The sequence below is a fragment of the Streptomyces sp. NPDC007983 genome (genome assembly GCF_042958345.1).
Taxonomy (GTDB): domain Bacteria; phylum Actinomycetota; class Actinomycetes; order Streptomycetales; family Streptomycetaceae; genus Streptomyces.
This window is the reverse complement of sequence record NZ_JBIBJI010000044.1, coordinates 1-26,505: the sequence shown is the minus strand read 5'-3', so window position 1 is coordinate 26,505 and position 26,505 is coordinate 1. Positions and strand designations below refer to the sequence as shown.

General features: G+C 73.7%; 5 protein-coding genes. All 5 read right to left on the bottom strand.

Going from position 1 to position 26,505, the window contains the following annotated elements; all coding sequences use genetic code 11:
- A partial coding sequence (locus ACFZCY_RS44990; RefSeq protein ID WP_391187561.1) for an SDR family NAD(P)-dependent oxidoreductase occupies positions 1-6,980 on the bottom strand: 6,980 nt, incomplete at its 3' end.
- A 7-nt stretch (positions 6,981-6,987) separates the two neighbouring features.
- Positions 6,988-7,923, bottom strand: coding sequence for a proline iminopeptidase-family hydrolase (locus ACFZCY_RS44985; protein WP_391187559.1), 936 nt, complete (start codon positions 7,921-7,923; stop codon positions 6,988-6,990).
- Between the two features lie 44 nt (positions 7,924-7,967).
- Positions 7,968-13,892, bottom strand: coding sequence for an SDR family NAD(P)-dependent oxidoreductase (locus ACFZCY_RS44980; protein WP_391187563.1), 5,925 nt, complete (start codon positions 13,890-13,892; stop codon positions 7,968-7,970).
- A gap of 31 nt (positions 13,893-13,923) precedes the next feature.
- Positions 13,924-24,066 (bottom strand): SDR family NAD(P)-dependent oxidoreductase, encoded by a 10,143-nt coding sequence (locus tag ACFZCY_RS44975; RefSeq protein WP_391187557.1) that lies wholly within the window; start codon positions 24,064-24,066, stop codon positions 13,924-13,926.
- A 37-nt stretch (positions 24,067-24,103) separates the two neighbouring features.
- A partial coding sequence (locus ACFZCY_RS44970) for an SDR family NAD(P)-dependent oxidoreductase (RefSeq protein WP_391187555.1) occupies positions 24,104-26,505 on the bottom strand: 2,402 nt, incomplete at its 5' end.

The window sequence follows — 26,505 nt, the reverse complement described above, 5'->3', positions numbered from 1 at the left end:
GACGACGGGCCATTGACCGCCGCGACCCCCACCGCACCGTCCAGCAGCGGCGCCACTTCCTCCTCCGTGGCCTGAATCGCCACCATCGCCCCACCCGACGGCAACACCCCCATCAGCCGACCACGCGCCGTGATCAGCCGCGCGGCGTCCTCGAGGCTCAGCACTCCCCCGACATGGGCGGCGGCCAGCTCGCCGATGGAGTGACCGACCAGGTAATCCGGGCGGATCCCCCAGGACTCCACCAGCCGGAACAGGGCCACTTCCAGGGCGAAGATCGCGGGCTGGGTGAACTCCGTACGATCCAACGCTGCCGCATCGCCCCACATCACCTCCTTCAACGGCAGCCCCGACGCCTCACACACCGCCTCGAACGCCGCCGCGAAAACCGGGAAAGCGTCATACAACTCCCGCCCCATCCCCAGGCGTTGACTCCCCTGCCCGGTGAACAGGAACGCCAGCTTGCCGCCCTCGCCCGCCGCCACATCGCTGATCGTCTCCGACCCGACCAGCACCGCACGATGCTCCAGCGCGGCACGCCCCGTCGCCGCCGAGAACGCCACATCAAGCTCATCGTGATCCGCGGCGAAGGCGCTGATCCGCTGGATCTGGGCGTGGAGCGCGTCATGTGTCTTCGCGGACACCACGATGGGCGCCACCGGGAGTTCGCGGCGTTCCCCGGGCTGGTCCTCGACCGGCGGGGCTTCCTCCACGATCACATGGGCGTTCGTCCCACTGATGCCGAACGAGGAGACGCCCGCGCGGCGCGGGTGCTCGCCGCGCGGCCACTTCCTCGGCTCGGTCAGCAGCCGGACGTTGCCCGCCGACCAGTCCACCTGCGGCGTCGGCTCCTCCACATGCAGCGTCCTCGGCAGCACGTCATGCCGCATCGCCTGCACCATCTTGATGATGCCCGCGACACCGGCCGCCGCCTGGGTGTGGCCCATGTTGGACTTGACCGACCCCAGCCACAGCGGTTCCGCGCGGTCCTGTCCGTACGTGGCCAGCAGCGCCTGCGCCTCGATCGGATCGCCCAGCGTCGTCCCCGTACCATGCGCCTCGACCGCGTCCACTTCGGCCGCCGACAGGCCCGCGTTCGCCAACGCCTGGCGGATGACGCGCTGTTGGGACGGTCCGTTCGGGGCCGTCAAGCCGTTGCTGGCGCCGTCCTGGTTGAGGGCGCTCCCCCGTACGACCGCCAGCACCGGGTGGCCGTGACGCCGCGCGTCCGACAGCCGCTCGACCAGCAGCATGCCCACACCCTCGCCCCACCCGGTGCCGTCGGTGGAGGACGAGAAGGACTTGCAGCGGCCGTCGGCGGCCAGACCACGCTGTTCGCTGAAGTCGATGAACGACTGCGGCGTCCCCATGACGGTCACGCCGCCGACGAGGGCGAGTGAGCATTCGCCGGAACGCAGTGCCTGCGCCGCCCAGTGCAGGGCCACCAGCGACGACGAGCACGCCGTGTCCACCGTCACCGCGGGGCCTTCGAGACCGAGGGTGTAGGCGACGCGGCCGGAGACGAGGCTGCCGCCACCCGTGCCACCCGAGTAGTCGTGGTACATGACCCCGGCGAAGACCCCGGTCGGGCTGCCCTTCAACGTGCCCGGGTCGATCCCGGCGCGCTCCAGCGCCTCCCACGACACCTCGAGCAGCAACCGCTGCTGCGGGTCCATGTCGCGGGCCTCTCGGGGACTGATGCCGAAGAAGTCCGCGTCGAACTCCGCCGCGTCGTGCAGGAACCCGCCGTCGCGCACATAGGTCTTCCCGGGCTTGCCGGGCTCGGGGTCGTAGATGTCCTCGACGCCCCAGCCCCGGTCGGCCGGAAACTCCGAGATCGCGTCCACACCCTCGTCCACCAGCCGCCACAGCCCCTCGGGCGAGTCCACCCCGCCCGGATAGCGGCACGCCATCGCCACGATGGCGATCGGCTCGTCGTCCGCCCGGACCATGGCGGGCCCGGCCGCCGTGTTCTCCACGGCGCCGGACAGCTCGCCCAGGAGGTGGCGGGCCAGCTCGCCGGGGGTGGGGTAGTCGAAGACGAGGGTGGCGGGCAGCCGGAGCCCGGTGGCGGCGCCCAGGAGATTGCGCAGCTCGATCGCGGTGAGGGAGTCGAAGCCGAGGTCGCGGAAGGCCCGTTCGGGGTCGACGGCCTCGGCTCCGGCAAGGCGGAGGACGGTGGCGGCCTGGGAGCGGACGAGGCCGAGGAGTTCGGCGGCGCGTTCGTCGTCGTCGGTGAGTGCGGCCAGGCGCCGCCGTAGCGCGTCGGTCGCGGTGGCGGTGGTGTCGGCGACGCGGCGCGCCCGTCCCCGTACGAGGCCGCGCAGGAGCGGCGGAGGCGTGTCGAAGGCCGCCGGGTCGAACCGGGCGGGCACCAGCGCGGGTTCCGCGACACCGGCGGCCGCGTCGAGCAGCGCAAGGCCCTCTTCCGGTGCCAGGGGGCGCAGTCCCGCCTGGTCGAGACCGTCCGCCATGCCGTCTCCGGCCCAGGGGCCCCAGGCCAGCGAGAGCGCGGGGAGCCCGTTCGCGTGCCGGTGGCGCGCGAGGGCGTCGAGGAAGGTGTTCGCGGCCGCGTAGTTGCCCTGTCCGGGGGCGCCGAGGACACCGGCGACGGACGAGAAGAGCACGAACGCGGTCAGCCCCATGTCGCGGGTGAGCTCGTGGAGATGCCATGCCGCGTCCGCCTTCGGGCGCAGTACGTGGTCGACGCGGTCGGGTGTCAGCGACGCGATCACGCCGTCGTCCAGCACGCCCGCCGCGTGCACGACCCCGCCGATGGTCCGGCCGTCGAGCAGCGTGGCCAGGGCGTCGCGGTCGGCCGCGTCGCACGCCGCCACCTCGGCCTCGGCGCCCAGCGCGGCCAGCTCCTCCAACAGCTCGTCCGCTCCAGGCGCCTCCGGGCCACGGCGGCTGGTCAGGAGCAGCCGCCGTATCCCGTGCCGGGTGACGAGGTGGCGGGCGACGGCGGCGCCGAGGGCGCCGGTCCCGCCGGTGATCAGGACTGTGCGTTCCGTGTCCCAGACGGGGGCGTCCGGGCCGAGCGGCGCCCTGGCCAGCCGGGGCACCAGCACTTCGCCACCACGGACGCACAGCTCGGGCTCGCCGCTCTCCAGGACGGAGCGGGGGTCGATCGGGGCGTCGGTGTCGGTGTCGACGAGGACCACGCGGCCGGGGTTCTCGCTCGCGGCGGCGCGTACCAGCCCCCGGACGGCGGCGTGGCCGAGGTCGGAGCCGTCGATCGCGCCGTGGGTGACGACGACGAGGGTGGCGTCGCCGTCCACCGCGGTCTGCACGGCCTCCAGCACACCACCCAGTACCGCGCGCACCGCGCTCGGCGTGTCGCCGGTCGTCGGCGGGCAGTGGTGGACGGCCACCTCGGCGTCGTCGGCCGGCGGCAGTCCGCCGGTGGCCGGGACCCACTCGACGCGGAAGAGGGCGTCCGCCACCCGGGCCGAGGCCAGGGCGAGTCCGTCGGCGGTGACGGGGCGCAGCGTCAGCGAGCCGACCGAGGCGACGGGCCGCCCCATGGCGTCGGCCAGCTCCAGCGCCACCGTGTCGTCGCCCCCGATGCGCAGGCGGGCCCGGGCGGCGGTGGCGCCTTCGGTGTGCAGGGTGACGTCCGACCAGGAGAACGGCAGGACGGCCGGGCCGTCGTCCGCCAGGTCGAGGGCGTGCAACGCCGAGTCGAGCAGGGCGGGGTGGAGGCCGAAGCGTCCGGCGTCGACACCCGCCGGGAGGGCGATCTCGGCGAACACGTCGTCGCCGCGTCGCCACGCCGCGCGCAGTCCGCGGAACGCGGGCCCGTAGTCCAGCCGCTCGTACAGCCCGTCGGCGGCGAGGGGTTCGGCGTCGCGCGGTGGCCACGCGGCGAGGTCGGCGGCCGGTTCACCGGCGTCGGGTGCCAGGATCCCTTCGGCGTGCTGGATCCATTCGCGGTCGATCGGTGCGTCGTCGGCGCGGGAGTACACGGCCACCGGGCGGCGGCCGGACGCGTCGGGCGCGTCGACGGCGACTTGGAGGTGGACGCCGCCGTGGTCGGGCAGGATCAGGGGCGCGCCCAGGGTGAGTTCCTCGACGCGGTGGCATCCGACCTGGTCCCCGGCCCGTACGGCCAGTTCCACGTACGCGGTGCCGGCCAGCAGCACGGAGCCGAGCACGGTGTGGTCGGCCAGCCAGGGGTGGGCGCCGGTGGCCAGCCGTCCGGTGAACACCACACCGTCCGAGCCGGGCAGCCGCACCATCGCGCCGAGCAGCGGGTGGTCAGGCCGGTCGAGGCCCGCGGAGGTGACGTCGCCGCCCTGGCCGCTCTTGTCGAGCCAGTAGCGGGCACGCTGGAAGGGGTAGGTGGGCAGGTCGACGCGCCGGGCGCCCCGTCCGTCGAACACGCCCGCCCAGTCGACGCGCAGGCCCGCGCCGTGCAGCCGGCCGAGGGCGGTGAGGGCGGCGACCGCCTCGGGGTCGCGGCGGCGCAGCGCCGGGACGAGTACGGCGGTGTCGGCGGAGGTGGTGAGGCACTGCCGGGCCATGGCTGTCAGTACGCCGTCGGGCCCCAACTCCACGTAGCGGGTGACCCCTTCGGCCTCCAGCCGGGCCACCGCGTCGGCGAACCGGACCGTGTCACGGACGTGCCGCACCCAGTGGGCGGCGGTGGTGACGTCGCCGTCCGCCATGACCGGGACGCGTGGCTCGGCGTACGTGACGGTCTCGGCGACGTGGCGGAACTCGTCCAGCATCGGGTCCATCAGGGGCGAGTGGAAGGCGTGTGAAACCGTCAGGCGGTTCGTCCTGCGGGCACCGAGCCGTTCGAGGGCCGCCGCGACGGTCGCCTCGACGCCCGCCTCGGTGCCGGAGAGCACCACCGAGGCGGGGCCGTTGACGGCGGCGATGCCGACGCCCTCGCCGAGCAGCGGGGCCACCTCGTCCGGCGTGGCCTCGACGGCCACCATCGCCCCGCCGGGCGGCAGCGCCCCCATCAGCCGGGCCCGCGCGGTGATGAGCCGGGCCGCGTCGGCGAGGGAGAACACCCCGGCCACCTGGGCGGCGGCCAGCTCGCCGATCGAGTGTCCGGCGACGAAGTCGGGCCGTACGCCCCACGATTCCAGCAGCCGGAACAGCGCCACCTGCAGCGCGAAGATGGCGGGCTGGGTGAACTCGGTGCGGCTCAGCGCCTCCTCGTCGTCCCACATCACTTCGCGTACGGCGGGGTCGAGCGCGGCGCACACCTCGTCGAAGGCGCGTGCGAAGACGGGGAACGCCGTGTGCAGTTCCCGGCCCATGCCGAGGCGCTGGCTGCCCTGCCCGGTGAACAGGAAGGCGGTCAGCCCGGTGGACCGGGCGATGCCGCCGAGGGCCGTGTCGTCCGTGTCGTCCGCCAGCGCCGTCAGCTCGTTCAGGATCTCCTCGCGGTCGTGGCCGATGACGACGGCGCGGCGGGTCAGTGCGGCCCGGCCGGTAGCGAGGGAGAATCCCAGGTCCACGGGGTCCAGGCCGGGCGTGGCCCGCAGGTGGCCGGCCAGTTGCCGGGCCTGGGCGCGCAGGGCGGCGGTGGTGCGGGCGGACAGGGGCAGCGGTACGGGCACGCCCGGGGCCGAGGGCCGCTCGGCGGGCAGGGGCTCGGAGACGGGGCCGGTGTCCGCCTGCTCGATGATCACATGGGCGTTGGTGCCGCTGACGCCGAACGAGGACACCGCGGCGCGGCGCGGACGGCCGGTGTCGGGCCAGGCGCGGGCCTCGGTGAGGAGGCGTACGTTTCCGGCGTCCCAGTCGACCTGCGGTGTCACCGCGTCGATGTGCAGGGTCTTCGGCAGCGTGCCCCGCCGGATGGCCTCGACCATCTTGATGACGCCCGCGACACCGGCGGCGGCCTGGGAGTGGCCGATGTTCGACTTGATCGAGCCGAGCCAGAGCGGGCGGTCATCAGAGCGGTCCCGGCCGTACGTGGCGAGCAGCGCCTGCGCCTCGATCGGGTCGCCGAGCGAGGTCCCGGTGCCGTGCCCCTCCATGGCGTCGACGTCGGCGGGCGTCAGCCCGGCCGAGGACAGCGCCTGCTGGATGACGCGGCGCTGGGAGGGGCCGTTGGGGGCGCTGAAGCCGTTGGACGCGCCGTCCTGGTTGACCGCCGAGCCACGTACCACCGCCAGCACGGGGTGGCCGTGGCGGCGGGCGTCGGACAGCTTCTCCAGCAGCAGGACGCCCGCGCCCTCGCCCCAGCCGGTGCCGTCGGCGGAGGCGGCGAACGAGCGGCAGCGGCCGTCGGGCGAGAGCCCGCGCTGCTCGCTGAACTCGATGAACGTCTCAGGCGTGGCCATCACGCTGACGCCGCCGGCCAGCGCCAGGGTGCACTCCCCCGTACGCAGCGCCTGCGCCGCCCACTGCATCGCCACCAGCGACGAGGAGCAGGCGGTGTCGACGGTGACCGCCGGGCCCTCGAAGCCGAGGGTGTAGGCGATCCGTCCGGACACCAGGCTGCCGTCGCTGCTGGTGATGCCGTAGTCGTGGTACATCGCTCCGGCGAACACGCCGGTGCGGCTGCCGCGCAGCGACGCCGGGTCGAGGCCCGCCCGTTCCACCGCTTCCCAGGTGATCTCCAGCAGCAGCCGCTGCTGGGGGTCCATGGTCAGGGCCTCGCGCGGGCTGATGCCGAAGAACTCGGGGTCGAAGTCGGCGGCGTCGTACAGGAAACCGCCGTGGCGGACGTAGCTCTTGCCGGGCTTTCCGGGCTCCGGGTCGTACAGGGCGCTCAGGTCCCAGCCACGGTCGCCGGGGAACGGGCCGATGGCGTCGCGGCCCTCGGCGACCAGCTCCCACAGCCCCTCCGGGGAGGCGACACCACCGGGGAAACGGCAGGCCATGCCGATGATCGCGATGGGTTCGGTGGCGGCATTCGCGGCGGCGCGCAGGCTCTCGTTGTCCTGCCGCAGCCGCTCGTTCTCGACGAGCGAGCCGCGCAGCGCCTCGACGATCTCCTCGACCTTGGCTTCCACCGTCGTCTCAGCCTCCGCTCACCGTCGTGGTCCGCGCGCCGGTGGCGCCGACCGTGTCAAGGAATGTGCCGAGCACCTCGGTGAAGCGTTCCGGTTCTTCGAGGTGCGGGGCGTGGCTGGAGTCTTCGAAGATCTCCCAGCGGGCGTTCGGGATGAGTTCCTGATAGGGGCGCACGGTGACCGGGGTGGCCTCGTCGTGGCGGCCGGAGACGACGAGGGTGGGCACGTTGACGCGGGGCAGGTGGTCGATCACCGACCAGTCGCGCAGGCTGCCGATGACATGGAACTCGTTGGGCCCGTTCATGGTGCGGTAGACCGTCGGGTCGGTGACGGCCTCCAGGTACGAGGCCATGAGTTCGCCGGGCCACGGGTCGAGGCGGCACACATGGCGGCTGTAGAAGACGAGCATCGCTTCCAGGTATTCGTCGCTGTCGGTGGTGCCCGCGGCCTCGTGTCGCCGCAGCGTGTCGTCCACACCGGGCGGCAGCTGGGCGCGCAGCACGTCCATCTCCGACAGCCACAGCGGGTACGAGGCGGGGGCGTTGGCGACGATCAGACCGCGCAGCCCGGCGGGGCGGGCCGAGGCGTGCCAGGCGGCCAGCATCCCGCCCCACGACTGACCGAACAGGATGTAGTCGTCGGCGATGCCGAGCCGGTGGAGGAGGTTGTCCAGCTCGTCGCGGAAGAGCTGAGGGGTCCAGAAACCGGGGTCGGCGTCCGGCAGATGGGTGGAGCCCCCGTTCCCGAGCTGGTCGTAGTGCACCACGGGCCAGCCGTGGTCGGCGAAGTCGGCCAGCCGGATCAGGTAGTCGTGCGTGGATCCGGGGCCACCGTGGACGACGACGAGGGCCGGGCGGCCCGATCCCGGCTGTCCGGTGATGCGGTACCAGGTCTTGTACTCCCGGAAGGGAACGGTTCCTTTGGCCGTGGGCGTGGGCGCCATGTCTCAAACCACCTCGGTTCGGGTCCTGTACGTCGGTCGCGGTGTCAGTCGAGTGCCGTCAGCCACTCGTCGATGACCCGGGCGGTCGTCGGGGCGTGGTCCTGCCCGAGCGAGAAGTGGTCGCCCGGCACGGTGCGCAGTGTGTGGTCCGGATCCCAGGGCCGGGCCCGCATCTCGGCCGGGTCGACACCCTCGGGCGGTGCGACGAACGGCTCGGCCGCCTGGACGAACAGGGTCGGCGCGGCCAGCGGTACGGGGTCGAAGTCCCCCAGCACCCCGAAGTAGTGCGGCATCGCCGACAGCCGCGCCGCGTCGTACGGTCCGAAGGCCGCCTCCATCGCCAGCACCTCCTCCATGAGCTGGTCGAACCCGACCTTCATCGCCGTGTCGTCGACGCGGAAGGTGTCGATCAGGATCAGCCCGGCGGGCGGGACCTCGGCCACTTCCTCCAGATGCCGGGCGAGGACGTGGCCGATGATGCCGCCGGAGGAGTAGCCGAGCAGCGCGAACGGCTCGCCCTCGGCCGCCTCCAGTACGGCGTCGGCCAGCACCCGCAACAGCGCCTCGGCCGAACCGGGCAGCGGCTCGTCCCGGGCGAATCCGGGCAGTGGCAGCGCGGACACGTGGCGGATGTCCCGGAATTCCGCGCCCAGCCGGGCGTGCTGGTGCACACCGCCGACCGCCATGGGCGTGGCCAGGCAGATCAGCCGGGTACGGCGCGGGCCGTCGGCCAGCCGCACCGCCCTCGGGGCGCGGTCGAGGTCGCCGGGCGCGGTGAACCGGGGCCGCAGCGCCGCGACCGCCGACATCAGCGCCAGCGCGCCGGAGGAGTCACCGGCGTGGACGGCCTGCCGGAACAGGCCGGTCACGCTCTCGTCCGTCTCCGCTTCTGGCTCTGTCCCTGTCTCCCTCTGGGCCTGCGGCTCGGTGGCGGGGAGTAGTGCCAGCTCATCGGTGAGGAGACGGGCCAGCAGGGACGGGTTCTTGCTGTCGAACACCGCCATCGCGGGCAGCTTCAGTCCGGTGGCGGCGTTCAGCGCGGTGCGCAGCTCCATGGCGGTGAGCGAGTCGAACCCGGACTCCAGGAAGTCCCGTTCGGGGTCGACGGCCTCGGGGCCGCTGTGTCCGAGTACGGTGGCGGCCAGGCTCAGCACCAGATCGCGCAGCGCTCCCTCCCGCCGCTCGGCGGGCAGCGCCGTCAGCTCACGCCGCAGCGCCACCGGATCGGCAGCCGCCGCACGGCGTCCGGTGGCGGGGACCAAGCCGCGCAGCAGCACCGGGAGTTCGCCACCGGTCGCGCCGCGCAGGACCCGCAGGTCCAGCCCCATCGGCACCAGCACCGGTTCGGGTCGGGCGGACGCGGCGTCGAACAGCGCGAGGCCGTCGTCCACCGACAGCGCGGGCATGCCCTGGCGGCGCAGCCGCCGCAGGTCGGCCTCGCCCAGGCCGCCCGCCATTCCGCCGGTGTCCGCCCACAGCCCCCAGGCGAGGGACTGCGCGGGCAGCCCTTCGGCGTGGCGCTGGTGGGCGAGCGCGTCGAGGAAGGTGTTGGCGGCGGCGTAGTTGCCCTGGCCGGGCGCGCCGAGCACTCCCGCCGACGACGAGAACAGCACGAAGGCGCCCAGGTCGTGGCCGCGGGTGAGCTCGTGCAGATGGAGCGCGCCGTCCACCTTGGGGCGCAGCACCTGGTCGAGGCCGTGCGGTGTCAGGTTGGCGATCAGGCCGTCGGCCAGCACCCCGGCCGTGTGCACGACGGCGCCCAGCGGGCGATCGGCGAGCAGCGCCTTCAGGGCCTCCCGATCCGCCACGTCGCAGGCCGCGATCTCGACCGTCGCGCCGAGGCCGGTCAGCTCCTGATGGAGGTCGGCGGCGCCCTCGGCGTCCAGGCCGCGACGGCTGGTCAGCAGCAGGTCGCGGACGCCGTGCTCGGCGACCAGATGGCGGGCGACGAGCGCGCCGAGGCCGCCCGTACCGCCGGTGATCAGCACGGTGCCGTGCCGGTCCCAGGCGGTCGCCCGTTCCGGGGCGGCGGGGGTGCGCGCCAGCCGGGGTACGAGGATTTCGGCGCCCTGGACACGTAGTTCCGGCTCGCCGGAGGCGATGGCCCGGCCGATCGGTTCCAGGTCGTCGCCGTCCGTCTCGAGCAGCGCGAAGCGCTCCGGGTCCTCCGCGTGGGCGGCGCGGGCCAGACCCCGGGCGGCCGCGTGGGCGAGGTCGTCGCCGCGCGTGACCACCATGAGCCTGCGGTCGGCGAACCGTTCGTCGGTGAGCCAGGTCTGCAGGGCCCGGAGTGTCGCGCCGGTGACCGTTCTGACGTCGTCGGCGATGCGGCCCGTACCGCCGGGGAGCGTCAGCGCGACGGTGGCGGGCACCCGGCCGGTGAGTTCGGCCAGGTCGGCGACCATCGTCCAGTCGGTTTCGGCGGCGGGGGCGGAGGCGGGCGTCCATGCGATGTGGAAGAGGGAGTCGCCGGGCGTCGCGGGCGACGGTGCGAGCTGCGCGGCCGACACCTCCCGCGCGATCAGCGACGCCACGGACGCCACCGGCCGCCCCTGGTCGTCGGCGATACGCAGCTCCATCGCGCCCTCGCCCTGGGACGTGAGCCGGACGCGCGCGGCCGTGGCGCCGGAGGCGTGCGGCCGGACTCCCTTCCAGGCGTACGGCAGCCTCGTCGCGTCGTCGTCGCCCGAGCCGAGCAGCACCGCGTGCAGCGCGGAGTCGAGCAGGGCCGGATGCAGTACGAAATGCCCGGCGCCGGCCGCGTCGCCGAGCGCCACCTCGGCGAAGGTCTCGTCGCCGACGCGCCAGGCGGCCTTGAGCCCCTGGAACGCGGGGCCGTAGACGAAACCGACCTCCCGGAAACGTTCGTACGCGCCGTCGGTGGCGATCCTCGCCGCCTCGGGCGGTGGCCACCGCGTCAGGTCGGAAGGCGGCGGCGCGGCGGTGTCCTCGGGCGTCAGCGCGCCCTCCGCGTGCAGGGTCCAGGCCGACTCCGGGTCGGCGTCCTCGGGCTGCGCGTGGATGGTGAGGGGGCGTCGGCCCGTGTCGTCGGCCGGTTCGCCGACCGTCAGCCGCAGCCGCACCCCGCCGCCCTCGGGCAGGGTCAGCGGCGCGTGCAGGGTCAGCTCTTCGAGGACGCGGCAGCCGACCCGTTCGCCCGCGCGCAGGGCCAGTTCGACGTACGCGGTCCCGGGCAGCAGCGTCGTGCCGAGCACGGCGTGGTCGGCCAGCCAGGGCTGGGTGTCCGTCGACAGCCGTCCGGTGAACACCACGGTCTGGGATCCCGGCACCGCCACTTCGGCGCTCAGCAAGGGGTGGTCGAGCGCGGTGAGGCCCATGGACACGGCGTTTCCGCCCTCGGTGGCCACCGGCGCCGACAGCCAGTAGCGGCTTCGCCGGAAGGCGTAGGTGGGCAGATCGACGCGGTGTGCTCCCCGTCCCGCGAAGAGGGCCGTCCAGTCGGGAGAGGTGCCCGTGGTGTGCAGCCGCGCGACCGCCGTGAGCAGCGTTGTGGCCTCGGGCCGATCGCGGCGCAGAGCGGCCGCCGCCGTGGCGTCCGGGGCCGTCTGCCGGGCCATGGCCGTGAGGATGCCGTCCGGCCCGAGTTCCAGGAACCGGGTCACGCCCTCGCTCTCCAGACGGCTCACATCGTCGGCGAACCGCACCGCCTCCCGCACATGCCGCACCCAGTACTCGGCCGACGCCATGTCCTTGACCAGCCGGATCGCCGGCCGACCGTAGGTGACGGTCTCGGCCACCTTGCGGAAGTCCTCCAGCATCGGATCCATCAACGGCGAGTGGAACGCGTGCGAGACCGGCAGACGGCTCGTCCTACGGTCGCCGAAGTGGGCGGCGACCTTCGCCACCGCGTCCTCGGCACCGGAAACCACCACCGACGACGGGCCGTTGACCGCCGCGATCCCCACCGCACCGTCCAGCAGCGGCGCCACTTCCTCCTCCGTGGCCTGAATCGCCACCATCGCCCCACCCGACGGCAACGCCCCCATCAGCCGACCACGCGCCGTGATCAGCCGCGCGGCGTCCTCCAGGCCGAACACGCCCGCGACATGGGCCGCCGCCAGCTCCCCGATGGAATGGCCGGCGAGGAAGTCCGGGCGAAGCCCCCAGGACTCCACCAGCCGGAACAGGGCCACTTCCAGCGCGAAGATCGCGGGCTGGGTGAACTCCGTGCGGTGCAGCGCCGCCTCGTCACCACCCCACATCACCTCCTTCAACGGCAGCCCCGACGCCTCACACACCGCGTCGAAGACCGCCGCGAAATCCGGGAAGCTGTCATACAACTCCCGCCCCATGCACAGGCGTTGGCTCCCCTGTCCGGTGAACAGGAACGCCACCTTGCCCTCGCGGGTCCTGCCGGTGACGACGGACGGCGACGGGGTCTTCCGGGCCAGCGCGGTAAGGCCGGCGAGAAGTTCCGTACGGTCGTCGGCGACGACCGCGGCGCGGTGTTCGAGGGCCGCGCGGCCGGTCGCCAGCGAGAAGGCGACGTCCACGGGGGTCAGGTCCGGTCGTTCCCGCAGGTGGGAGTGAAGGCGTTCGGCCTGGGCCCGCAGCGCCTCCGGGTTCCTGCCCGACAGGGTCCACAGGACGGGCCCCTCGGTGACAGCCGGGGCCGCGTCCTCCTCGGCCTCGACGGGCGGTGCCTCCTCGATGATGGCGTGGGCGTTCGTCCCGCTGATGCCGAAGGAGGACACGCCCGCGCGGCGCGGCCGCTCGCCGCGCGGCCACTCCCGCGCCTCGGTCAGCAGCCGGACCTCGCCCGCCGACCAGTCCACCTGCGGGGTCGGCTCGTCCACGTGCAGCGTCCTCGGCATGACACCGTGCCGCATCGCCTGAACCATCTTGATGACACCCGCCACACCGGCCGCCGCCTGGGTGTGACCGATGTTCGACTTGATCGACCCCAGCCACAGCGGCTCCGCGCGGTCCTGGCCGTACGTGGCGAGCAGCGCCTGCGCCTCGATCGGGTCGCCGAGCGTCGTCCCCGTGCCGTGCCCCTCGATCAGATCGACCTGGTCGGCGGACACCCGGGCGTTGGCCAGCGCCTGCTTGATCACCCGTTGCTGGGCGGGGCCGTTGGGGGCGGTCAGGCCGTTGCTGGCGCCGTCCTGGTTGATCGCCATGCCCCGTACGACCGCCAGCACCGGGTGGCCGTTGCGGCGCGCGTCCGACAGCCGCTCGACCAGCAGCATGCCCACGCCCTCACCCCAGCCGGTGCCATCGGCCGCCGCCGCATACGACTTGCAGCGGCCGTCGGGGGCCAGCCCGCGCTGGTGGCTGAACTCGATGAACGTCTCCGGCGTGGCCATCACCGTGACACCACCCGCGAGCGCGAGCGAACACTCCCCCGACCGCAGCGCCTGAACCGCCCAGTGCAGGGCGACCAGGGAGGACGAGCAGGCGGTGTCGACGGTGACGGCCGGGCCCTCCAGACCGAGGGCGTAGGCGACACGGCCGGAGGCGATGGCGCCCGTGCTGCTGTTGTAGGTGTAGTCGTGGTACATCATCCCGGCGAACACACCGGTCGCGCTGCCCTTGAGCGTCGACGGGTCGATCCCCGCGCGCTCCAGCACCTCCCAGGACGCCTCCAGCAGCAACCGCTGCTGCGGGTCCATGACCATCGCCTCGTTCGGCGCGATCCCGAAGAATTCGGGGTCGAACTCGGCCGCGTCGTACAGGAACGCCCCTTCCCGGCTGTACGTCCTGCCGGGGCGTCCGGGCTCGGGGTCGTAGATGCCCGCCTCGTCCCAGCCACGGTCGGTGGGAAACCGCGAGACGGCGTCCGTTCCGTCGGCGACCAGCCGCCACAGCTCCTCTGGCGAGGCCGCGCCGGGATAGCGGCAGCTCATGGCCACGATCGCGATGGGTTCGCGGGAGGCGGCCCGCAGGGCGCGGTTGCGGGCGCGCAGGCTCTCGGTCTCCTTGAGCGACGCGCGCAGCGCCGCCACGAGCTTCTGGTCGGTGTCGGCCATCGTGTCCTCAGGCTTCTCGCGTCGCGTCGTCCAGGGCGGTGTCCTGCAGCGCCATGCTGATGAGGGTGTCGGTGTCCAACGCGTCGATCGCGTCGATCGCGTCGATCGCGTCGCGCGGCTCCGCCACGGGCGCGGCCGTGGCGGGGACGGCACCGGCGAGTTCGAGCAGGGTGTCCATCACGCCCGCGTCGTGCAGCCGGGTGAGCGGGATCGAGGCGAGCAGGCGGCGGATCGTGTCCTCGTCGGCTCCGGTGTCGCCGTCGGCGTGGTCGGGCGCCAGTTCCGTGGTGAGGTGTTCGGCCAGCACCCGGGCGTTGGGATAGTCGAAGATCAGGGTGGGTGGCAGCCGCAGCCCGGCGGTGGCGTTGACGGCGTTGCGGAATTCGACCGCGCCCAGCGAGTCGAAGCCGAGGTCGCCGAAGGCCCGCTCGGGTTCGATGGCCTCCGGGCCCGCGTGCCCCAGCACGGCCGCCGCATGGGTACGGACGAGGGCGAGCAGTTCGTCGTACCGCTCGTCGGCGGGCAGCGCGGCCAGCCGCTGCCGCAGCTGGGCCGACCTCCCCTCGTCGTGCTGCGCCGCTACGGCCCGCCGCGCGGAGCCGCGTACCAGGCCGCGCAGCATCGGGGGTGCCTCGGCCGCGTTCAGCGTCCTGGTGTCCAGGTTCATGGGGACCAGTACGGGGGTGGCGAGGGCGGTGGCCGTGTCGAAGAGCTTCAGCCCTTCGGCGGGCGACAGCCCCGTCAGGCCCGCACGGCCCATCCGCTGCCGGTCCTGGTCCGCCAGCTCCCCCGCCATACCGGCGTCGGTCGCCCACAGGCCCCAGGCCAAGGACTGGGCGGGCAGGCCCTGGGCGCGGCGGTGTGCGGCCAGGGCGTCCAGGAACGCGTTGGCCGCCGCGTAGTTGCCCTGCCCCGGCGAGCCGATCGCACCCGCCGCCGAGGAGAACAGCACAAACGCGGTGAGGGCCATCTCGCGCGTCAGCTCGTGCAGATGCAGCGCCGCGTCCACCTTCGGACGCAACACCCGGTCCACCCGCTCCGGCGTCAACGACGCGATCACCCCGTCGTCCAGCACACCCGCCGCGTGGACGACGCCGGTCAGCTCCCGGCCCGCCAGCAGCCCGGCCACGGCCTCCCGGTCCGCCACATCACACGCCGCCACCTCCACCTCGGCCCCCAGCCCGGTCAACTCCGCCACCAGTTCGGCGGCGCCCGGTGCGTCCGGCCCACGGCGGCTGGTCAGCAACAGCCGCCGCACCCCGTGTCCCGTCACCAGATGGCGTGCGACCAGCCCGCCCAGCGCCCCCGAGGCGCCCGTGACCAGCACCGAGTCGCCGAAGACGGACGACGGTTCGGCTTCCGTCACCGAAGCGGCCCGCAGCCGTGGCGTGTAGACCTTGCCGTCCCGTACCGCCACCTGCGGCTCCCCCGCCGCCAGCGCCAGGGCGATGTCCGCATCGTCCTCCGCACCGGCCGCGTCGACCAGGACGACCCGCCCCGGATCCTCCGACTGGGCGCTGCGCACCAGGCCCCACACCGCCGCACCGGCCAGGTCGGTGACGTCCTCCCCGGCGACCGACACCGCACCCCGGGTGACCACCGCCAAGGCGCCGGTCCCCGCCTGGAGCGCCGTCAGTACGGAACGCAGCGTGGTCCGGACGTCGTCGCCGTCGGCCCGCCACACCGTCATGTCGTCGGCCGCCCGGCCCTGTGCGGTTACCGGTGTCCACTCCACCTGGAACAGCGAGTCGACGCGGGCGAGCGACGGTGTCGCCATCGGGCGCAAGTTCAGGGAGTCCACCGAGATGACCGGCCGGCCGGTGCCGTCCGCGGCGTCCACGGTGACCTGGTCCTGGCCCGGTGACGTGACCCGTACGCGGAGCACGTCGGCGCCGGAGGCGTGCAGTTCCACGCCCGTCCAGGAGAAGGGGAGGACGACGCGGTCGTCGTCCGACAGCAGTGGGATGGCGTGCAGGGCCGCGTCCAGAAGCGCCGGGTGCAGCCCGAAACGGTCCGCCGCGCCGGGCAGTACGACCTCGGCGAACATCTCGTCGCCGCGCCGCCAGGCGGCCTTCAGTCCCTGGAAGAGCGGCCCGTACGCCAGCCCGGCGTCCGCCAGCGCCTCGTACAGGCCCGCCACTTCCACGGGCTCCGCCCCGGGCGGCGGCCACTGCGTCATCTCCGTCGCACCGTCGCCGGTGGCCGGGGCCAGGGTTCCGGCGGCGTGACGGGTCCAGGGCCGGTGGACCTCGTCCTCGCCGCGCGAGTACACCTCGACCGGCCGGTGGCCGGATCCGTCATCGGGCCCGACCAGCACCTGTAGGGCCACGGCGGCGCGCTCCGCGAGGACCAGCGGGGCCTCGATCGTCAGCTCCTCGATCCGGCCGCATCCCACCTCATCGCCCGCGCGGACGGCCAGCTCGATGAAGCCCGTTCCGGGGAAGATCAGCCCGCCGCCGACGACATGGTCGGCCAGCCAAGGCTGCGTCCCGGCCGACAGGCGCCCGGTCAGCACGGTCTGATCGGTGCCGGCCACCGCGACCGCCGCGTCTAGCAGCGGATGGTCGGAGCCCTCCGGCCCGCGCCCGGACTCCAGCCAGTACGACTGCCGCTGGAAGGGGTAGGTCGGCAGATCGACGCGCCGCGCCCCGCGGCCGCCGAGGACGGCTTCCCAGTCGACCCGGACACCGGCGGTGAACAGCCGCCCGACCGCCGTGAACAGGCTTTCCGTCTCGGGATGGTCGCGGCGCAGCGCCGCTGCCATCGTGCCCTCGGCGATCTGCTGGACCATCGCCGTCAGCACGGCGTCCGGCCCGATCTCCAGGAACCGGGTGACCCCCTCGTCCCGCAGGACGCGCACATCGTCGGCGAACCGCACGGTGTCCCGCACATGCCGCACCCAGTACTCCGCCGACGCCATGTCCTTCGTCAGCCGGATGGCCGGTTCGTGGTAGCTGACGCTCTCGGCGACCTCCCGGAAGTCTTCCAGCATCGGGTCCATCAGCGGCGAATGGAACGCGTGCGAGACTTTCAGCCGGGTCGTCCTGCGGTCGCCGAACCGCTCGGCGAGCGCGGTCACGGCGTCCTCGGCGCCGGAGACGACCACGGACGCCGGGCCGTTGACCGCCGCGAGGCCCACCGCTTCGCCGAGGAGCGGCGTGATCTCCTCCTCGGTGGCCTGGATGGCCACCATGGCGCCGCCGGGCGGCAGCGACTGCATCAACTGTCCGCGCGCCGTGATCAGCCGGGCGGCGTCCTCCAGGCCGAACACCCCCGCCACATGGGCCGCCGCCACCTCACCGATGGAATGCCCGGTCAGCACGTCCGGTTTGATGCCCCACGACTCCAGCAACCGGAACAGCGCCACTTCGAGCGCGAACACGGCGGGCTGGGTGAACTCGGTGCGCCGCAGGGCGACTTCGTCACCCCACATCACCTCGCGCAACGGTAGGTCGAGCGCGTCGCACACCTCGTCGAACGCCGCCGTGAATGCCGGGAACGTGTCATACAGCTCCCGGCCCATCCCCACCCGCTGGCTGCCCTGCCCGGTGAACAGGAACGCCAGCCTGCCTTCTGTGACCGCGCCGATGACGGTCTCCGACGATCCGATCCGCACCGCGCGGTGCTCCAGCGCGGCCCGGCCCGTCGCGGCCGAGTACGCCACGTCCAGCGCGTCCTGCCCGACGGCGGCCATCCGGTCGAGCTGGGCCTCCAGCGCCGCCCGTGTCCTGGCCGATACCACCAGCGGTACGACCGGCAACTCGCGTCGCTCGGCGGGCGCTTCCTCGACGGGTGGGGCTTCCTCGATGATGGCGTGGGCGTTGGTGCCGCTGATGCCGAAGGAGGACACGCCCGCGCGGCGCGGGTGCTCGCCGCGCGGCCACTCCCGCGCCTCGGTCAGCAGCCGGACCTCGCCCGCCGACCAGTCCACCTGCGGGGTCGGCTCGTCCACGTGCAGCGTCCTCGGCATGACACCGTGCCGCATCGCCTGAACCATCTTGATGACACCCGCCACACCGGCCGCCGCCTGGGTGTGGCCGATGTTCGACTTGATCGACCCCAGCCACAGCGGCTCCGCGCGGTCCTGGCCGTACGTGGCGAGCAGCGCCTGCGCCTCGATGGGATCGCCCAGGGTGGTGGCCGTGCCATGTGCCTCGACCGCGTCCACCTCGGCCGGCGACAGGCCCGCGTTGGCGAGTGCCTGCCGGATCACGCGCTGCTGGGAGGGGCCGTTGGGGGCGGTCAGCCCGTTGCTGGCGCCGTCCTGGTTGGTGGCCGTGCCCCGTACGACCGCCAGCACCGGGTGGCCGTTGCGGCGCGCGTCCGACAGCCGCTCGACCAGCAGCATGCCCACGCCCTCACCCCAGCCGGAGCCCTCGGCCGCGGCGGCGAAGGACCGGCACCGGCCGTCCCGCGACAGGCCCCGCTGCTCGCTGAACTCGATGAAGTTGTCCGGCGTGGCCATCACGGTGACGCCGCCCGCGAGGGCGAGTGTGCACTCGCCCGACCGCAGCGCCTGCGCGGCCAGGTGCAGGGCGACCAGGGAGGACGAGCAGGCGGTGTCGACGGTGACGGCCGGGCCCTCCAGGCCGAGGGTGTAGGCCACGCGGCCGGAGACGATGGCGCCCGTGCTGCTGTTCTGGCTGTAGTCGTGGTACATCATCCCGGCGTACACACCGGTCGCGCTGCCCTTGAGCGTCGTCGGATCGATCCCCGCGCGCTCCAGCACCTCCCAGGACGCCTCCAGCAGCAACCGCTGCTGCGGATCCATGACCATCGCCTCGTTCGGCGCGATCCCGAAGAAGCCGGGGTCGAACTCGGCCGCGTCGTACAGGAACGCGCCCTTGTCGACGTAGGTGGTGCGCGGCCGGGTGCCGGTGGGGTCGTAGATCCGCTCCAGGTTCCAGCCCCGGTTGTCGGGGAAGGCCGAGATGGCGTCCGTACCGTCGTCCACCAGCCGCCACAGGTCCTCCGGCGAGGACACCCCGCCGGGGTAGCGGCAGGCCATGCCGATGATCGCGACGGGATCGCCGTCGGCCGGGGTCGCGACCGGCTTGACGTGGCGTTCGTGCACGGTGCCCGACACCTCGTCCAGCAGATGGCGCGCGAGGACGGCGGGGGTCGGGTAGTCGAACACCAGCGTGACCGGCAGCCGGAGTCCCGTCGTCCGGCCCAGCGCGTTGCGCAGCTCCATCGCGGCCAGCGAGTCGACCCCCAGGTCGCGGAACGCGCGCTCCGGGTCGACGGCCTCCGGCCCGGCGTAGCCGAGCGTCGTGGCGGCCTGGGCCCGGACCAGCGTCAGCAGCGTCACCAGGCGCTGGTCCTCGGACAGGCCCATCAACTGCTGCCGGAGCCCGTCCGCGTCGGCCCGGGTCCGGGCGGTGCCACGGGTGACGACGGGGACCAGGCCGCGCAGCAGCTCGGGGACGGATCCGCTCGCGCGGACCGCCGCGAGGTCCAGCTTCACGGGAACGACCGCCGCGGGGGTGGCCATACGGGCGGCCGCGTCGAAGAGTGCCAGGCCCTCGCGGTGGGACAGCGGGAGGATGCCACCACGGGTCATCCGGGACCGGTCGGTGTCGCCCAGGCTCCCGGCCATACCGGAGCTGGTCTGCCACACGCCCCACGCCAGGGACAGGGCGGGCAGGCCCTGGGCGCGGCGGTGTGCGGCCAGGGCGTCCAGGAACGCGTTGGCGGCCGCGTAGTTGCCCTGTCCCGGTGAGCCGACGACCCCGGCGGCGGAGGAGAAGAGGACGAACGCACTGAGGTTCATCTCGCGCGTCAGCTCGTGCAGATGCAGCGCAGCGTCCATCTTCGGACGCATCACGCGGTCCACCCGCTCGGGCGTCAGCGACGCGATCACCCCGTCGTCCAGCACGCCCGCCGCGTGGACGACGCCGGTCAGCTCCCGGCCCGCCAGCAACGCGGCCACGGCCTCCCGGTCGGCGACGTCACACGCCGCCACCTCCACCTCGGCCCCCAACCCGGTCAGCTCCGCCACCAGCTCGGCGGCGCCCGGCGTGTCCGCGCCCCGGCGACCGGTCAGCAGCAGCCGCCGTACGCCGTACTCGGTGACGAGGTGGCGGGCCAGCAGGCCGCCCAGCACTCCGACCCCGCCCGTGATCAGCACCGTCTCGCCGAACACCGGCGCCGAATCGTCCGCCGTGTCGGATGCCGAGGTGGCCAGCCGGGCGAGCCGGGGAGCGTAGAGGATGTTTCCGCGCACCACGATCCGGGGCTCCCCGGTCGCGCACGCCGACGCGATGGCGGCGTCGTCCGTCGCGGCGGTGGCGTCCGCTTCGGTGGCGTCCAGGTCGACCAGGACGAACCGGCCCGGATCCTCGGTCTGGGCGCTGCGGACCAGGCCCCAGACCGCCGCCGCGGCCAGGTCGGGGGCGTCCTCGCCGGTCACCGGGACCGCGCCCCGGGTGACCACCACCAGACGCGAGTCGGCGGTCTGCAGCGCCTCCAGCGCCTGGTTCACCGCCGTACGCACATCGGCTCCGGCGGCGACGCGCAGCACCTCCGTGTCGGTGGGCGACGGCGCCTCGGTGGCCGTGTCCCCGCCGGTGGGGAGCGGGGCCAACGCGACGTGGAAGAGCGATTCCGTACGGGGCTCGGCCCGCACGGCGGTGAGCGGCCGCAGCACCAAGGACTCGATCGTCGCGACGGGTTGCCCGGTCGCGTCGGCGATCGTCAGCGCCGCGACGCCGTCCTGGAGCGGGGTGACGCGCACCCGCAGCGCGCCCGCGCCGGAGGCGTGCAGTTCCACGCCCGACCACGAGAACGGCAGCAGGGCCGCGTCCCCGGACCCCGCCCCGGAGAGGCCGATGGCGTGCAGGCCCGCGTCGAGCAGGGCCGGGTGCAGACCGTACGCGTCCGGCTCGGCGTCGTCCGGCAGGGCGATCTCGGCGAACACCTCGTCGCCCGCCCGCCACGCCGACCGCAGTCCCCGGAAGGTCGGCCCGTACGCCAGGCCCAGGCCGACCAGCTCCCCGTACAGGGTGCCGGCATCGAGGTTCAGCGGCTCGGCCCCGGGCGGCGGCCAGGCCGTCAGGCCGTCGCCGCCACCGGTCGAGGTGGCCCCGGTCAGCAGACCGGTGGCATGCCGGTTCCAGGGAAGGTCGATCGCGTCCTGGTCACGGGAGTACACCGTGACCGCGCGGCGGCCCGCCTCGTCCGCGGTGCCGACGACGACCTGCACGGCCACCCCGCCGCGCTCGGCGAGGACCAGGGGTTCGTGGAGAGTCAGTTCGTCGATCCGGCCGCAGCCGACCTCGTCGCCCGCGCGCACCGCCAGCTCCACGAACCCGGTGCCGGGGAAGAGGACCGATCCGTCGACGACGTGGTCGGCCAGCCAGGGCTGGGCCCCGATCGACAGCCGTCCGGTGAGCACCACCTCGTCCGAGTCCGCGAGGGTGACCGTCGCGCCCAGCAGCGGATGGCCCAGCGCGCCGAGTCCCATCGAGGCCGCGTCGGCGCCTGCCACCGCGTCGGTCAGCCAGTACCGGCGGTGCTGGAAGGGGTACGTCGGCAGCTCCACCTGCCGGGCGCCGGTTCCGGCGAACACCTTCTCCCAGTCGACGTCGACGCCATGGGTGTGGGCCTGGGCCAGGACGGTCAGGAAGCGGTCCAGGCCGCCGTCGTCGCGGCGCAGGGTGCCGATCGAGGTCTGTTCCATGCTGGGTGCCAGCACCGGATGCGCGCTGGCCTCGATGAACACGTCCACGCCCCGCTCTGTGAGCAGGCCGATCACCCGGTCGAACTCCACGGTCTGCCGCAGGTTCCGGTACCAGTAGCCCGCGTCCAGCCCCGTGGTGTCCATGAGGTCGCCGGTCACGGTGGAGTAGAAGGGGATCCGCGCCGCGCGGGGCCGGATCGGCGCCAGCACCTCCAGCAGCTCCTGCTCGATCCGCTCGACCTGCGCCGAGTGCGAGGCGTAGTCCACCGGAATCCGCCGCGCGCGGACCTCCTCCGCCTCACACGTGGCGATCAGTTCCTCCAGGGCGGCCACCTCGCCCGAGACCACCGTGGAGGCGCCACCGTTCACCGCAGCGATGGACATCCGGTCGCCCCACCGCGCGAGCCGCCGCTCCGCCTCCTGCCGGGGCAGGGCCACCGAGACCATCCCACCCTGCCCGGACAGCGCGGGCAGCGCCTTGCTGCGCAACGCCACCACTCGGGCCCCGTCCCGCAACGACAGCGCTCCGGCCACGCTCGCCGCGGCGATCTCCCCCTGGGAGTGGCCCACCACCGCGACGGGCTCCACGCCGTAGTGCCGCCACAGCCCCGCCAGCGACACCATCACCGCCCACAGCACGGGCTGGACCACATCGACCCGTTCCAGCATGGCCTCATCGCCCAGCGCGTCGCGGAGCGACCAGTCCACGAACGGCGCCAGCGCCTCTTCACACGCGGCCATGTGCTCCGCGAACACCTCGGACGACGCGATCAGCTCGACCGCCATCCCGACCCACTGCGACCCCTGCCCCGGGAACACCATCACCGGGCCGGTCCCCGGGCGGGCCGGCACCACCGGAGCCTGCCCCTGCGCAACGGCGGCCAGGCCCTGCGCGATCTCCTCCGCCCGGGCACCCACCACCGCGGCCCGGTACGCGTACGGCGCCCGCCGCGTCGCCAGCGAACAGCCCACGTCCGCCGGACGCGGGTCCCCCACCGCCACATCCCGCAGCCGGGCGGCGTACTCGCGCACCGCGGCCTCGGACTTGCCCGAGATCACCCACGGCACCACCGGGCGCTCCGGGCCGTCCTCCGGCAGCGTGTCGATCGGCGGCGCCTCCTCCAGGACCACATGCGCGTTCGTCCCGCTGGCGCCGAACGAGGACACGGCGGCGCGGCGCGGGCTGTCGCCCTCCGGCCAGGCGCGGGCCTCGGTCAGCAGCCGGACGTTCCCCGCCGACCAGTCCACCTGCGGTGTCGGCTCGTCCACGTGCAGTGTCTTCGGCAGCATCCCGTGCCGCATCGCCTGCACCATCTTGATCACACCGGCCACGCCCGCGGCCGCCTGCGTGTGGCCGACGTTCGACTTGACCGATCCCAGCCACAGCGGCCGGTCGTCGGGACGCTCCTGCCCGTAGGTGGCCAGCAGCGCCTGCGCCTCGATGGGATCGCCGAGCGTCGTCCCCGTGCCGTGGGCCTCCACCGCGTCCACATCGGCAGCCGACAGGCCCGCGTTCGTCAGCGCCTGCTGGATGACCCGGCGCTGGGACGGGCCGTTCGGCGCGGTCAGGCCGTTGCTGGCGCCGTCCTGGTTGGTCGCCGTGCCCCGTACGACCGCCAGCACCCGGTGGCCGTTGCGGCGCGCCTCCGACAGCCGCTCCAGCACCAGCACGCCGACGCCCTCGCCCCAGCCGGTGCCGTCGGCCGCCGCGGCGAACGCCTTGCACCGGCCGTCCACCGACAGGCCGCGCTGCCGGCTGAACTCCACGAAGGTGACCGGCGTCGACATCACGGTCACCCCGCCCGCCAGCGCCAGCGAACATTCCCCGCCACGCAGCGCCTTGACCGCCATGTCGAGCGCGACCAGCGAGGACGAGCAGGCGGTGTCGACCGTCACCGCCGGGCCCTCAAGACCCAGGGTGTAGGCCACGCGGCCGGACACCAGCGCGCCCGTCACGCTGCTGGCCGGATAGTCGTGGTACACCAGCCCGGCGAACACACCGGTCGCGCTGCCCTTCAGCGACGGCGGGTCGATCCCGGCCCGCTCCACCGCCTCCCAGGAGGTCTCCAGCAGCAGCCGCTGCTGGGGGTCCATGGCCAGCGCCTCCAGCGGGCTGATCCCGAAGAACTCCGGGTCGAAGTCGCCCGCGCCGTCGAGGAAGCTGCCCTGGTTGACGTAGCTGGTGTTCTCGCCCGCCCCGTCCGGGTCGTACAGCCCGTCCAGGTTCCAGCCCCGGTCGGTGGGGAATTCGCCCACCGCGTCCCGACCGTCGGCGACCAGCTCCCACAACCCCTCCGGCGTGGCCGCGCCACCGGGGAAACGGCAGGCCATTCCCACGATCGCGATCGGCTCCCGCTCCCGGTCCTCCACCTCGTGCAGACGGCGCCGGGTTTGCTGCAACTCACCGGTAGCGAGCCGCAGATACTCCCGCAGCCGGTCTTCGTTGGAGTCCTTCGACATCGTCATCAACCCATCCGTGAAAGTCCACAAGCAGACGCGGTGTCCGTCAGGACAGTCCCAGTTCCTTGTTCAGCGCCTCGAACAACTCGTCGTCGGAAGCGGGCGCCAGGGCGTCGCCTGGCCCGGCGTCCGCCACCACACCGCTCCGGGCGTCCCGTGCCCGCCGCGACACCGCCTCCAGCCGGGCCGTGACCTTGGCGTGAGCGGCGTCGTCGTCCGCCGCGAGTACGGCCAGGGCGTCCTCCAGCCGGCTCAGTTCGGCCAGCAGTCGCGCGGCGGGATCGGCCTCGGCCGGTCGCAGCCCGTCGTGCAGGAGAGCGGCGACGGCGAGGGGGGTCGGGTAGTCGAACACCAGGGTCGGGGGCAGCGAGAGACCGGTCTCGGCGTTGAGCGCGTTACGCAGTTCCACGGCGCCCAGCGAGGTGAGGCCCAGCTCGTTCACCGCGCGGTCCGGCGGCACCTCCTCGGCCCCGTCGTGCCCCAGGATCCGCGCGACGTGGCCGCGTACCAGCTCCAGCAGCAGTTGCCGGCGTTCCGCCCCGGTCAGCCCGTTCAGCCGCCGCTCAAGCGACGCCCGGCCGGACGCGGTGTGGCGGGCCGTGGCGCGCACCAGCCCGCGGAACAGGGCGGGAAGTGTTCCGGTCTCGGCCTGTGTGCGCATCACCGTCAGGTCGAAGCGCACCGGAAGCGTCACGGCCGGCCGCCCGGGCACGGTCGCCGCGTCCAGCAGCGCCAGCCCCTCGTCGGGGGTCAGCGGCGGCATTCCCGTACGACGCAGCCGTTGCAACTCGGCCTCGTCCATCCGGTCGGCCATGCCGCCGACCTGCGCCCAGGGCCCCCAGCCCAGGCACAGCGCGGGCAGCGCTCGGGCGGCGCGATGCCGGGCGAGCGCGTCCAGCCAGGCGTTCGCGGCCGCGTAGTTGGCCTGCCCGGCGCCACCGAGCGTGCCCGCGACGGACGAGAAGATCACGAACGCCGAGAGGTCATGGTCGCGGGTGAGTTCGTGCAGATGCCAGGCGGCGTCCGCCTTCGGCCTCATCACCGCGTCCAGCCGCTCGGGCGTCAACGCCCCGATCAGTACGTCGTCCACGACCCCGGCCGAGTGCACGACGCCCGTCAGGGACCGTCCGGACAGCAGCGCGGCCACGGCGTCCCGGTCGGCGACATCGCAGGCGGCCACTTCCACCTCGGCGCCCAACGTGCCGAGTTCCGCGACGAGTTCGGCCGCGCCCGGTGCGTCCATGCCCCGGCGGCTGGTCAGCAGCAGGCGCCTGACGCCGTGCTCACCGGCCAGGTGGCGGGCGGTCAGGGCGCCGAGGCCGCTCGTGCCACCGGTGATCAGGACCGTGCCGTCCGGGTTCCACGACGGGGCCCCGTCCAGCGCCGGGACGCGAGCCAGCCTCGGCACCCGGATCCGGCCGTCGCGCACGGCGATCTCGGGCTCATCGAGGCGCAACACCTCCTCGGGCAGTTCGGCGTCAGCGTCCAGGTCGACCAGGGCGAACCGGCCCGGGTGCTCCCCCTCCGCCGCGCGCACCAGCCCCCATACCGCCGCGTGCCCCAGGTCGGCGCCGTCGGTCGCGCCGCGTGTGACGACCACGAGCCTGGAGGACGCCGTTCGCTCATCGGCCGGCCACTTCTGGACGACGGACAGGACCTCACGGGTCAGCGCGCGGAAACCCTCGGGCGTGACGTCCGCCACCGGCGGGCACTCATAGACCACCGCATGAGCGTCGGTCCCGGGGTCTGCGGGTGGTGCCGGTGGCGCGATCCACTCCACGTGGAAGAGCGATTCACGGCCCCCGGTGTGGGCCCGCACCTCCTCCGTGGAGATCGCACGTGTCCCGGCCGACTCCACCGACAGGGCCGGACGCCCTTCCTCATCGACGCGCACCGAGGCCCCGCGCCACGCGTGGGCGAGCGTCGGTCCGCCGTCGGCCTGCACGCCTGCGGCCTCTGCGGCGGCGTCGAGCACCTCGGCGTACGTCGCCTCGTCGCGCGGCCAGGAGGTGCCATCGGCCTCGGAGGCCAGAACACCCTTGGCGTGCTTCACCCAGGCCGTTTCGCCCTCACGCCGCGCGTGCAAGCTGACGGCCCCCGCCTCACCGACCACCACGCGCAGCGTCATGGCGTCCTCTGTGTCGGTCATGACCAGCGGCGTGTGGAGATCAAGCTCCTCGACCCGGCCCCGGCCCGTCCGCTCGGCGGCGAACAGGGCCAGCTCCAGGAACACCTGCCCGGGCACCACCACCGCGCCGAACGCGTCATGGGCGGCGAGCCACGGGTGGGAGTCGAGGGAGAGCCGCCCGGTGAACACCGCCCCGCCGTCCTCGGGAAGCTCCACCATCGAGGTCAGCAGCGGATGGTCGACGGAGTCGGCCCCGGCGAGGGTCTTCGGCTGCTCGATCAGCCAGTAGCGCTTGCGCTGGAAGGCATACGTGGGCAGCT